General features: G+C 64.3%; 11 protein-coding genes and 1 pseudogene. 1 reads left to right on the forward strand and 11 read right to left on the reverse strand.

The features are described 5' to 3' along the window. Positions 1-33: 33 nt before the first annotated feature. Positions 34-525: a MarR family winged helix-turn-helix transcriptional regulator gene (locus WS68_RS17840; RefSeq protein WP_059572047.1), complete on the forward strand. Its 492-nt coding sequence runs from the start codon at positions 34-36 to the stop codon at positions 523-525. 178 nt (positions 526-703) lie between these two features. Here the strand turns inward: WS68_RS17840 and WS68_RS17845 are convergent, their stop codons facing one another. The 11 genes and pseudogenes from WS68_RS17845 to osmF form a co-directional block, all read right to left on the reverse strand. Further along, complete coding sequence (locus tag WS68_RS17845) at positions 704-961, reverse strand: hypothetical protein (RefSeq protein ID WP_059572048.1); 258 nt, start codon at positions 959-961, stop codon at positions 704-706. 666 nt (positions 962-1,627) lie between these two features. Beyond that, entirely contained in the window at positions 1,628-2,332 is a 705-nt protein-coding gene (locus WS68_RS17850; protein WP_059572049.1) for a glutathione S-transferase N-terminal domain-containing protein, read from the reverse strand. A gap of 446 nt (positions 2,333-2,778) precedes the next feature. Then, a pseudogene (locus tag WS68_RS17855) lies at positions 2,779-3,006 on the reverse strand (LysR family transcriptional regulator); the annotation flags it as partial. Further along, positions 2,985-3,923, reverse strand: a complete 939-nt coding sequence (arcC, locus tag WS68_RS17860) for a carbamate kinase (protein WP_059572051.1) — start codon at positions 3,921-3,923, stop codon at positions 2,985-2,987. The pseudogene WS68_RS17855 and the gene arcC, both read right to left, overlap by 22 nt. Positions 3,924-3,979: 56 nt before the next feature. Then, positions 3,980-4,990: an ornithine carbamoyltransferase gene (locus WS68_RS17865; protein WP_059572052.1), complete on the reverse strand. Its 1,011-nt coding sequence runs from the start codon at positions 4,988-4,990 to the stop codon at positions 3,980-3,982. A gap of 57 nt (positions 4,991-5,047) precedes the next feature. Further along, the gene (gene arcA / locus WS68_RS17870; protein WP_059572053.1) at positions 5,048-6,310 is read right to left on the reverse strand and encodes an arginine deiminase; all 1,263 of its coding nucleotides are present in this window, start codon (positions 6,308-6,310) and stop codon (positions 5,048-5,050) included. Between the two features lie 28 nt (positions 6,311-6,338). Continuing rightward, positions 6,339-7,808 carry an arginine-ornithine antiporter gene (gene arcD / locus WS68_RS17875; protein WP_059572054.1) on the reverse strand — a complete coding sequence of 490 codons (1,470 nt, stop codon included), beginning with the start codon at positions 7,806-7,808 and terminating at the stop codon, positions 6,339-6,341. Positions 7,809-8,615: 807 nt separating this feature from the next. Next, entirely contained in the window at positions 8,616-9,416 is an 801-nt protein-coding gene (locus tag WS68_RS17885) for an ABC transporter permease (RefSeq protein ID WP_059572085.1), read from the reverse strand. Further along, positions 9,416-10,375 (reverse strand): ABC transporter ATP-binding protein, encoded by a 960-nt coding sequence (locus tag WS68_RS17890; RefSeq protein ID WP_059572055.1) that lies wholly within the window; start codon positions 10,373-10,375, stop codon positions 9,416-9,418. Before WS68_RS17890 ends, WS68_RS17885 begins: the two co-directional genes overlap by 1 nt. Further along, on the reverse strand, positions 10,372-11,592 hold the full coding sequence (locus tag WS68_RS17895; protein WP_059572056.1) for an ABC transporter permease: 1,221 nt from the start codon (positions 11,590-11,592) through the stop codon (positions 10,372-10,374). Before WS68_RS17895 ends, WS68_RS17890 begins: the two co-directional genes overlap by 4 nt. Beyond that, positions 11,589-12,521 carry a glycine betaine ABC transporter substrate-binding protein OsmF gene (osmF, locus tag WS68_RS17900; protein ID WP_059572084.1) on the reverse strand — a complete coding sequence of 311 codons (933 nt, stop codon included), beginning with the start codon at positions 12,519-12,521 and terminating at the stop codon, positions 11,589-11,591. Before osmF ends, WS68_RS17895 begins: the two co-directional genes overlap by 4 nt. Between the last annotated feature and the right edge of the window lie 53 nt (positions 12,522-12,574).

Here is a 12,574-nt window from a genome sequence, read left to right on the forward strand (position 1 = left end):
ACGTCAAGATAACTTGGGCGACGAGGAGGGTTAATGGATCGTGCAGCGTATGCGGTTGAACAATGGCAGCGCGAGCGGCCGGATCTCGATGTGTCGTCGATGATCGTGCTTGGCCGGTTGCAGGAGGCGGCGCTCGTCATCGCGCGCGATGCGCTCAATCCGCTTTTTGCACGCTACGGCCTGCAGCCGGGAGAATTCGACGTGCTCGCGACACTGCGCCGCAGCGGCGCGCCATACGCGCTGACGCCGACCGAGCTTTATGATGCGGCGATGATTTCTTCGGGCAGCATGACCAACCGGATCGATCGTCTCGAAAGTGCGGGATGGGTCGAGCGGCGAAAGAATCCCGCGGACGGGCGCGGCACGCTTGTCGCGTTGACGCCCGAGGGGTTTGCGCTGATCGACGAGGCGCTTGCCGCGCACGTGGACAATCAGCGGCGCGTGTTGTCGCCGCTCAGCGATGCGCAGCAGCGTCAACTGGCGAAGTTGCTAGGCAAGCTGCTGCAAGGGCAGGCCGGGAAATAGCGGCACGATCCGCAGCGGCGGCCGGGCGCGAGAACGGCGTGGCAAACCACCGTTGGATGGTGCATATGAAACAAACGGCTCGTGCGAACGCGTTCGCACGAGCCACAACGGTGGATTCGCAATCAAAACATCAATGCCAGGCCATTACGAAAACACCGCATCTCGTCGATGAGACGGATTAATAGTGGTTGGCAGGAATGCCAAGCACGTTCAGCAAACCGTTACCCAGGTTCACAAACGCCGTGGTCACCACCTCGCCGACGCTGTATGCGAGCTTGCCGATCGGCGCGCCCAGACCAAGCGTCAAGACGTTACCGACGGTTTCGCCGACTTGACCAACAGTCGCGCTCAAATTGCCAATCGCGTCGAAAATGCTGTTGCCGTTGTAATAGCCGCCGGAAACGTATGCGATTTCTTGCTGGTTGAGCTCTTGCATTACTTATCTCCAAAAAATACCAGATGTCCCATCTGGCAGGGTTGTCGATCCGCAACCAATTTGCAGTTCGAATCATTTTTGTATGCATATGCCACGGGTATCGCGGCAAATCCACCGCATTTTGATGGCGGTGGTGAGTAGATAGAAATAAAGCGTGGCACGCGTCGAATTTCCGTGTCGAGCCGGGTTGGACTCGATTACGAAAAATAACAAAAAATTTCATGAATGAAAGTTCGTTGACACACAAACTGAAAGGATCGCAGGAACGGTGTTGAGCATCAGAAAAGCGGTGAAGCGGACACGTTGATTTTTTGCCGAAAAATAGTGTGTATCCGCTGAATGACGAGTGGAATCGGATCCCGTCTAGCGATGCCGCGTTGGGAATGCGCTATATGTTCTGGTTATTTGACTGAATTACGATGCCGGCGCGTTATATCAGCCGGCCATTCGGATTTTCAATTGATCAATGTGGATTAATACTCGATCCGTATTTTGGTCGATTGAATTGTTGGGGTTGCGTAAATTGGCTTATCCGGCTGTATATTCGGATTAATCCTATGGATTGCCTATTCATGCGCGGATCGTGGTCGAATGGAAGGCGGCGGGGATATCAGCAAATGACCCAAATGCGCGAACGGGCATGCGCGCCGTTCGCGCGAGGCGGCTTTACGTGCGCGCCGGGATATTCAGTCCGCGCGCGACTGCGGGGCGAGCAACAAATGCATCGAGCGCGCGTGCGACATGCGCATAGCGATCGAACTCGACCAGCTCGCGCGCCTCATAAAAACCGATCAGATTGCGCACCCACGGGAACGTCGCGATATCGGCGATCGTGTATGCATCGCCCATGATCCACGCGCGGTCCGCGAGGCGGCCGTCGAGCACGCGCAGCAAGCGCTTTGCCTCGTCGACATAGCGATTGAGTGGGCGCTTGTCTTCGTATTCGCGACCGGCGAATTTGTGAAAGAACCCGACCTGTCCGAACATTGGGCCGATGCCCGCCATCTGGAACATCAGCCACTGGATCGTCTCGTAACGGCGCGCCGGATCGGCCGGAATGAATTGCCCGGTCTTGTCTGCGAGATAGAGCAGGATCGCGCCCGACTCGAACAATGCAAGTGGCTTGCCGCCCGGGCCATGGGGATCGATGATCGCGGGAATCTTATTGTTCGGGTTCAGCGACAGAAAGGCGGGGGACATCTGGTCGTTCGTGTCGAAGCGCACCAGATGAGGCTCGTAAGGCAGGCCGGTCTCTTCCAACAAGATCGATACCTTGACGCCGTTCGGCGTTGGCAGTGAATAGAGCTGAAGGCGATCCGGGTGTTGGGCGGGCCATTTCTGCGTAATCGGGAAGGCGGAAAGATCGGACATGGGTGGATTTCACTCGTTCGAAGAAACCAGACGGGGGCGCCGCCGGCCCGTCGGGAGAACAGGCCGATGCGCGTACATCAATGTAGCTGATCCCGCGCATTGTTGCTTGGTCTTCAAGAGTCGGGGCATTCGAGGCCCGGTTGAAGCCGCCGGGTGCCGGAACTGGGCTGCGTGTGCCGTTGCCGTTCCGACGAATCGCGTGGCGTTTTGTGGCGCTGTGGGTGTGTGCGGAGAGCGGCGTCTAGCCATGCGGGCGGCGTGAAGGCGACGTGCGCGGCGCGCACGGAAGGTTAGTCGAATGACCGGTTGAATTCGAGCGGCGGACCGCAGCGATCGCACTGTTGCGGCACCCCGGTCCAGCGCCTGCGCGGCATATGTGCCTCGGCCGTCTGCACACGGCCGGTCTTTCCCGGCAACCTGTCTGGCACGGATGCGTTACGTTGCCGTCAACGCGGTTTGGGCGCAGCCGCATGCTCGCGCAGTACCGTGATGAACGCGAGCAGCTTCGGCGGGACATGCTTGCTGTTCGCGTAGTAAAGCCGCATCGGCGGCAGCGTGCGGTACGCACCGGGCAGCACTTCGTGCAGCGTGCCGCGACGCAAGTCGTCCTCGATGCGCCCGCGCATGAACACCAGCGCGATGCCCGCGCCCGCTATCGCGGCGGGCGGCAACGCATCCCGTGCACGCGGCTGCTGACACGGGTGCCTGCCCGGCCGTCCACAATCGCGACGATATCCGACAATGCGCCGATCACCGCGTCACGGCCAGTCTGCGCCGCAAACTCGATGGCTGCTGCAACCTTTGGTCCCATCGACCCGGCGGCGAAGCCGAACGCTTCGAGCGCATCCGGGTGCGCGGCGTCGATGCGCGCTTGCGTCGGCTTGCCCCAGTCGACGTAGGCGCCGTCGACATCCGTCGCGATCACGAGCAGATCCGCTTGCAGTTCGCGCGCGAGCAGCGACGCGCACAGATCCTTGTCGATCACGGCCTCGACGCCACAGAGCTTGCGGTTTGCGTCGTAATGCGTCGGAATGCCGCCGCCGCCCGCACAGATCACGATCGCGCCTTGCTCAAGCAGCCACTTGATCGGGCGGATCTCGAAGATGCGCCGAGGCTTCGGGCTCGGCACGACGCGGCGGAACTGTTCGCCATCGGGCGCGATGTGCCAGCCGTGCTCGTGCGCGAGGCGCTCGGCCTCGTCGCGCGAATAAACGGGGCCGATCGGCTTGGTCGGATGCGCGAACGCCGGATCGTCCGGATCGACCTCGACCTGCGTGAGAAGCGTCGCGAACGGTACGTCGGGCGGCAGCAGATTGCCCATTTCCTGCTCGATCAGATAACCGATCATCCCTTCCGTCTGGGCGCCGAGCACATCGAGCGGATACGGCTCGACGTCCGCATACGCGGCGCTTTGCAGCGCAAGCAGCCCCACCTGCGGCCCATTGCCGTGCGCGATCACCAGTTCGTTGCCGGGGGCGATTTGTGCGATCTGCTCGGCCGCGGTCCTCACGTTCTGCCGCTGGTGGGCTTCGGTCATCGGCTGATTGCGCTGCAACAGCGCATTGCCGCCCAGTGCGATGACGATACGCATCGTGTTTCTCCTCGATTCTTAAAAAGCCAACGGCAAAGCGCCGCCGCGTGACCGACTCAAATGTCCCCGAGTGTCGCGACGAGTACCGCCTTGATCGTGTGCATCCGGTTTTCGGCCTGCTCGAATGCGATACAACGGGGCGATTCGAATACGTCGTCCGTCACCTCGATGCCGTTTTTCAGCTGCGCATAACGCTCGGCGATCTGCTTGCCGATCTTCGTGTCGCAGTTGTGAAACGCGGGCAGGCAATGCATGAAGCACGTGCGCGGATTGCCGGTCGATTCGATCAACTGACGATTCACCTGATAGGGCAGCAGCGCGGCGATCCGCTCGTCCCATGCATCGACCGGCTCGCCCATCGATACCCATACGTCGGTATGAATGAAATCGACGCCCTTGACCGCGTCGTAAGGGTCTTCGGTCAGCGTGATCCGCGCGCCGCTTTCGGCGGCGAACGCATTGCATTGCTCGACGAATTCGGCGGCCGGCCACAGCGATTTCGGCGCGCCGATGCGCACGTCCATCCCGAGCTTCGCACCGATCAGCAACAACGAGTTGCCCATGTTGTTGTGCGCGTCGCCGAGATACGCGTAGCGGATGTCGTGCAGCGGCTTGTCGCTGTGCTCGTGCATCGTCAGCACGTCCGCGAGCATTTGCGTCGGGTGATATTCGTCGGTCAGCCCGTTGAAGACCGGCACGCCCGCGTATTTCGCCAGCTCCTCGACCGTCTCCTGCGCAAAGCCGCGATACTCGATCGCGTCGTACATCCGGCCGAGCACGCGCGCGGTGTCCTTCATGCTTTCCTTATGGCCGATCTGCGATGACACCGGATCGATGTAGGTGACGTTCGCGCCTTGATCGTGCGCGGCCACCTCGAATGCGCAGCGCGTGCGGGTCGAGGTTTTCTCGAAGATCAGTGCGATGTTCTTGCGGGCAAGATGCGGCTGCTCGGTGCCGCTATATTTCGCGCGCTTCAGGTCGCGGGCGAGATCCAGCAGATAGCGCAGCTCGCGCGGGCTGTGATGAACAAGACTCAGCAGATGGCGGTTGTGCAGATTGAAGCCCATCGAATTTCTCCGTGAATGATTGGAAATGCGTGCGGCGAAACCGCACGCATCAGGCGCTCAGTAGTCGACCGGGTCGCGCAGGACAGGGCAGGTCATGCAATGGCCGCCGCCGCGTCCGCGGCCGAGTTCACTCGAGCCGATCGTGATCACCTCGACGCCCGCCTTGCGCAGCAGCGTGTTCGTGTAGGTGTTGCGGTCGTACCCGACCACGACGCCGGGCTCGATGCAGACCATGTTGTTGCCGTCGTCCCATTGCTCGCGCTCGGCGGCGAACTCGTTGCCGCCCGTCTCGACGGTGCGCAGCGTTTTCAGGCCGAGCGCTTGCGCGACGACCTCGACGAACGGCCGCTCCTCGCGCACGATGTCGATGCCGCCGCATGCGCGATCGTCCGGGCGCAACATGAACGGCACGATACGCTCGACGACGTCGGGAAACACCGTGACGAGATCGCGGTCGCAGAAGCTGAATACCGTGTCGAGATGCATCGACGCGCGCGAGCTGGGCAGCCCGGCGACAATCACGCGCTCGGCCGCGCCTTTGTCGAACAGCGCTCGCGCGAGCTGGCCGATCGCCTGCTGCGACGTGCGCTCGCCCATGCCGACGAGCACGATGCCGCGGCCAAGCGGCATCACGTCGCCGCCTTCGAGCGTTGCCATCCCGTGATCGCGGTCAGGATCGCCATACCAGATGTCGAACTGTGAATCGGCGAAATGCGGGTGGAACTTGTAGACCGCTGCGACGAGCAGCGTTTCCTGGCGGCGCGCGGGCCAGTGCATCGGATTGAGCGTGACGCCGCGATAGATCCAGCACGACGTGTCGCGCGTAAACATCATGTTCGGCAGCGGCGGCAACACGAACGACGACCGGCCGAGATAGCCGCGAAACAGCGCCAGCGCCTTCGAATCGTCGCGGCCGGTGATGTCGCTCGCGGCGACTCCACCGATCAGGAATTCGGCGAGCGCGCGCGGCTCGAGGCTTTCCAGCCACGCGCGCACGTCGTCGACGAGGCCGATGCCGACGCTGTCGGCGGTGATCTTGCGATCGAGAATCCACTTGAGTGCGACCGGATTGGTGACGGTCTCGGTCAGCAGATTGTGCATTTCGAGCACTTCGACGCCGCGCTCGCGCATCTTCGACACGAAATCGAAATGGTCGCGCTTTGCCTGATTGACCCACATCACGTCGTCGAACAGCAGTTCGTCGCAATTGCTCGGCGTCAGGCGCTGATGCGCGAGACCGGGCGAGCTGACGAGCACCGTGCGCAGCTTGCCGACCTCGGAATGGACGCCGACTTCAGGGGCATGGGTGGCTTGGGTCATATCGGATACCTCCTGGTTCAAAGATGACTCAAAGGGTGAGGAGACCGCGTTCGAGTGCGTAGGCCGCCAGCGCGGCGGCGGCAACGACCGCGGCGAAAATGAGTTTCTCGAGCGGCGTGAAGACCGGCTGGCCGACCTCGCGCTTGGCCTTCGCGAAGAAGAACGCACCCGGCGCATACAAAAGCGCCGACAGCAGCAGATACTTGATGCCGCCCGCATACAACAGCCACGCCGCATACATCACGGCGAGCGCGGCGACGAACGCGTCGTTGCGGCGCTCCCGCGCGCCTCGCGTATAGGTTTCGCCGCGAACGGTCAGAAGCAGCGCATAGGCAGCCGACCAGAAATACGGGACGAGAATCATCGACGTCGACAGATAGATCAGCGACAAATAGGTGCTTTGGGAGAAGAGCGTGACGAACAGGAACACCTGCACCATGGCGTTCGTGATCCAGAGCGCGTTCGCCGGCACGTGGTTCGCGTTCTCGCGGCGCAAAAACGCGGGCATCGTGTGATCCTGCGCGGCCGAGAACAGGATCTCGGCGCACAGCAGTACCCATGACAGCAGCGCGCCCGCCAGCGAAATCACCAAGCCGACGCTGATCAGAACCGCTCCCCAGTGGCCCACCACGTGTTCGAGCACGGCCGCCATCGACGGGTTCTGCAGCTTGGCCAGCTCGGGCTGGGTCATGATGCCGAGCGACAGCACGTTGACGAGCACCAGCACGAGCAGCACGCCGACGAAACCGATCACGGTCGCGCGGCCGACGTCGCTGCGCCGTTGCGCGCGCGCCGAGAAGATGCTTGCGCCCTCGATGCCGATGAATACCCAAACCGTCACGAGCATCGTGCCGCGCACTTGGTTCGCCACCGAGCCGAGCGACGCATTGGCGTGGCCCCAGATATCGGCGCTGAACACATCGAGCTTGAACGCGAACAAGCAGATCAGCACGAACACCGCGAGCGGCACGATTTTCGCGATGGTCGTCACGAGATTAACGAACGCCGCTTCCTTGATCCCACGCAGCACGAGCGCATGCACGGCCCACAGCAGCACGGATGCGCACGCGATTGCCACCGGCGTATTGCCTTGGCCGAAGACCGGGAAGAAATAGCCGAGCGTCGAGAACAGCAGCACGAAGTAGCCGACGTTGCCGAGCCACGCGCTGATCCAGTAACCCCAGGCGGACGAGAAGCCCATATAGTCGCCGAAACCCGCTTTCGCATACGCATAGACGCCGCCGTCGAGCTGCGGCTTGCGGTTCGCGAGCGTCTGGAACACGAACGCGAGCGCGAGCATGCCGGCCGCGGTAATCGCCCAGCCGATCAGCACCGCGCCCGCGCCGGCCGCGGCGGCCATGTTCTGCGGCAACGAGAAGATGCCGCCACCGATCATCGAGCCGACGACGAGTGCGGTCAGCGCGCCGAGCCGCAATTTGCGCGCGGCGGGCTGCTCGACGGTGTTGGGTACCGCTTCGGTATGGGTTGTTTCGGTCATGATTTTTCCTCGAGGATCGGCGCTCGCATCCGGTCGCGGCACGCACGCGGCCCTCGCGGCTTCGCATGCGGCGCGAAGCGCGTGATCGGCGGTTTGCGGCGGTGATCGGGCAGAGCGCGCGGCGGTGAAGAGCGTGCCGTGCCGGGCATGCTCGGGCGCATTCGGGCGTTATCAGCGCAATGTCGTCATCGGTATGCTCCTGGCGACGGCGGCGGCCTGTCGCTTCGACGCCGTAAATCGGCGGCGTCGCTGAAATCCCAGAACGCGAAAGTCCAGAGGGCGATTCGGCGTCCTTTCCAATACATGCCATGCAAACGGCAGCGCATTTGCGCGAGTTCGAAACTGCCGATGCCGTTGATCTCGATCAATGCATTGGATGACGACGCCGACGGTGCGACGAACCGAATGTCGCCGCAGTGTTTTTTCGTATATTTGAAAATGAATTCCCGCAATGCATCGCGCGTGATCGTCGGCAGGATGTTTTCGATGTAAAGCCGCATCGATTGCTCTTCAAACTCGCTTTCATTGTTTTGATTCTTCCCGATTCCGGGCCGGCGGGAAACGAGTCGGAGGGGGATCTATGTTATCGATCAAGAAATCGATAAAGGTCGATGCGGGAGGCGGGATTCGTGCTATGACGGAAAAATCGCGGGGCGGGTTTCGGCAGCCATCACTGAATCGGCGCGCCGCGCCGGCCGTTCGGCTGGCATCACAGCGATGCCAATGACTAACGAGCGCCGTGATGGCGATTGCCGCTGCAGGCGCGTCGGCGGGACGTCGGCGGCCATGGCAGCAATCGTGTCGACGTTATTTGCCGCCGCCGTCGCGTTGCCCCACGGCGGCGGGCGCGATCCGGCGGCCTGCCGCGCCGAGGGCGTCGTAGATCAGCACCGCGAGCAGCGCGACGACCAGGCCGCCTTGCAAGACAAACGCGGTGTTCGACGTTTGCAGCCCGGCGATGATCACGTCGCCGAGCCCCTTGGCCGCGACGCTCGAGCCGATCGTCGCGGTGCCCAGATTGATCACGACCGCAAGCCGGATGCCGTTCAGGATCACCGGAAATGCAAGCGGCAGCTCGATCCACATGAGCCGTTGCAGCGCGTTCATGCCCATGCCGCGCGCGGCGTCGATCGCATCCGCGGGCACTTCCGACAAGCCCGCGATCGTGCTTTCGAAAACCGGCAGCAATCCGTATAACACCAGCGCGATCAGCACCGGCGTCATGCCGAAGCCGACGGCGGGCACCGCGAGCGCGAGCACGGCCACGGGGGGAAACGTCTGACCGATATGCACGACGCTGCGCGCGACCGGCAGAAATTCCGCGCCGGCGCGCCGCGTGACGAAGATCCCCGCCGCGAGCGCAAGCGCCGCGCCCGCAGCGCTTGCCGCCGCGACGGTCGCCAGATGCGCGAGCGTCAGATCGAGCAGGCTCGCGCGCCGGTAGATCACGGGCGCGCCGTTGTCGGCGAACGGCGCGAACAGCGGCTCGAGCCAGTCCGGCCGCCGCAGCAGCACGGCGAGCAGCGCCAGCGCGGCAATGCGCACGGCAATACGAAACGCAGCCGCGCCGATCCGGCGTCGCGCGGCGAGGGCGGGCGTCGAGCGCATCATTCGGGCCGCTTCGCTTGGGCCGTGATTGCGGCAAGCGTGATCCGCGTGGCGGGCGCGCCGTGGGCGCTGCGCACCGGCAGCGCGTTCGCGCCGCGCCACAGCAGCTCGGAAATCGCATCGCGCAGGCTGAGCGTGGGCGCGATCGGCTCGCCGGGCGCGTCGCCCGGCTCGGCAAGCTCGTCCACGCGCATGAGCGACAGCCGCCGCAGCGGCCGGTCGACTCCAGCGACGAGCCGCTCGACGACGCCTGGTCTTGGCCGCCCGAGAATCTCGGCGGGCGAGCCGGCTTGCAGGATGCGTCCGGCATCCATCACGGCGATTTGGTCGCCGAGGCGCAGCGCTTCGTCGATGTCGTGCGTGACGATGACGATGGTGATCCCAAGCCGCCGTTGCAGTGCAATCAGATCGTCCTGCGCCTTGTTGCGGATGATCGGATCGAGCGCGCCGAACGGTTCGTCCATCAGCAGGATCGCCGGCTCGGCAGCGAGCGCGCGCGCGACGCCGACGCGCTGCTGCTGGCCGCCCGATAGCTGATGGGGGAGCTTTTTCGCGTAGGTCGTGTAGTCGAGTTCGAACAGTTCGAGCAATTCGCGCACCCGCGCGTCGATGCGCGGCGCCTGCCAGCCGAGCAGACGCGGCACCGTCGCGATGTTGCGCTCGACTGTCCAGTGCGGAAACAGCCCGTGGCCCTGGATCGCGTAGCCGATGCCGCGCCGCAGCGTTTCGACCGGCACGCTCGCGGTGTCGACGCCGTCGACGCGAATCGCGCCGCTCGTCGGCACGATCAGGCGGTTGATTGTGCGCAACAGCGTCGATTTGCCGCTGCCGGATGCGCCGACGAGCGCGGTCACGGTGCCGCGCGCGACGCTCAGCGACACGTCATCGAGCGCGACGACAGGGCGATGCCCGCCGGCGGGCTCGTCGAAATACCGGCTCACGCGTTCGATTTCGATCATCGGCGCGCTCCTTTCGCGAGTTCGGTCATCGCTTCGAACAACACGGCCGAGACGAGCGCGAGCGCGATCGTCGGCAGCGCGCCGAGCAAGACGAGATCGGTGGCCGACTGGCCGATTCCCTGAAAAATGAAGGTGCCGAAGCCGCCGCCGCCGATCAGCGCGGCCACTGCGGCAAGCCCGATGTTCTGCACCAGCACGATCCGCACGCCGGACAGCATCACCGGCAGCGCAAGCGGCAACTCGACCGAGACGAGCCGCTCGCGGTCCGTCATCCCCATCGCGCGCGCGGCTTCGACGACCGCGGGCGGCACCTGCGCGATGCCGACGACGACGCTCGATACGATCGGCAGCAGCGCATACAGGAACAGCGCGATCAGCGCGGGCGTCACGCCGATGCCGGAGACGCCGAGCCTGGCCGCAAGCGGCACGCGCGCGGCAACGAGCGCGAGCGGTGCCATCAGGAGTCCGTACAACGCGATGCTCGGGATCGTCTGCACGACGTTCAGCAGCGGCAGCAGCGCGCGCTGCAGCGTGGGCGAGCGCGCGCAGCCGATGCCGAGCGGCACGCCGAACGCGATTGCCGCGGCGACCGAGCCGGCGACGAGTTCCAGGTGCCTGACGGCTTCGTTGCGGAAAGTGTCCGCGCGTACCGCATACTCCTGCATCACGGACAGCCCGTCCCACGCGCCGCTTAACACGAACGCGACGCTCGCCGCGACAGCGGCGCCGAGCGCGGCGAGCCGTTTGCCCGGCGGCAGCGCGATGCGCGCGAGCGCATCGGCGATCAGCACCGCGAATGCGAACAGTAACAGCCACGCGCCCGCCGCGGGTGATACGCGCGCGAGCGGCGTATCGGGCGTGACGAGATAAGCGGGCGCGGCGCCGAGCGCGATGCACAACACGACGACGAGCGCGGCGCCGGCGGTCGCGCGCCAGGCGCTCGGGCTGCGCACGAGCGCGAATGCCGCGGCCGCGGCCCATAGCGTGGCGAGCGCGCACGAAGCGGGAGCGGGGAACACCGCGCCGAGCGCGAGCCCCTTGCCCCCGACGATCCGGTTCGCGCGCCACGTGACGAACGGCTCGGCGAACGCGGCTATGGCGACGAGCGCGGCGATCAGCACGCCAACTTTGTCGATTCTGATACGCGGCGCGCGGGCGCCGTCCGGTGCGGGCGCGGAAGCTGGCAGGCCGCCCGCGCCCGCCGTGCGGTCCGTCATTTGACGAAGCCTTTCGCTTTCAGATAGCTCGCGGCGACGCCCGCGGCCGGCTCGCCGTTGATCTGAATCCGTGCATTGAGCGTTTGCAGCGTCTTCAGATCGAGGCTCGCGAATACGGGGCGCAGATAGTCGGCGATCTGCGGATGCGCTTTGAGCACGGCCTCGCGGATGATCGGCGCGGGCGCGTAGACAGGCTGCACGTGCTTGTCGTCGTCGAGCACGCTCAGGCCGGTTGCCGTGATGCCGCCGTCGGTGCCGTAGACCATCGCCGCATTCACGCCGTCCGTCTGCTGCGCGGCAGCCTTGATCGTCGCGGCGGTGTCGCCGCCCGACAGTACGAGCAACTGCTCGGGCTTGAGCTTGAAGCCGTAGGTTTTTTCGAACGACGGCAGCGCGGATGCGCTGTTGACGAACTCGGCCGATGCCGCGAGTTTTACCTTGCCGCCCGTGCTCACCCATTTGCCGAAATCGCTGAGCGTGCTCACATGCTGCGCGTGCGCGACGGTGCTCAGCACCGCGATGCCCCACGTGTTGTTCGCGGGCGCGGGCGCGAGCCAGACGATCCGGTTCGCCGCGTAGTCGAGCTGTTTGGCGAGCGCATAGCCTTGCGCCGCGCTTTTCCACGCGGGATCGCCCGCTTTGTTGAAGAAGAACGCGGCGTTGCCGGTGTATTCGGGATACAGATCGATTTCGCCGGTCGTGAGCGCCTTGCGCACGATCGGCGTCGCGCCCAGGCCGATCTTGTCGACGACGGCGATGCCGTGCGCCTTCAGCACCTGCGCGATCAGATTGCCGAGCAGACTGCCTTCGGTGTCGATTTTCGACGAGACGGTCACCGTGTCGGCGGCGTGCGCGCCGCTCGCGGCAAAGACGAGCGCGGCGGCTGCCGCAGCGGCGCGCAGGGAATGGGTAAAGCGGGACATCTTCATCAGACTGAAACTCCGGTTGATTCTGTCAAGGCAGATGAAAGGATGCGACGGCA

The organism is Burkholderia sp. TSV86, from assembly GCF_001522865.1.
GTDB lineage: Bacteria > Pseudomonadota > Gammaproteobacteria > Burkholderiales > Burkholderiaceae > Burkholderia.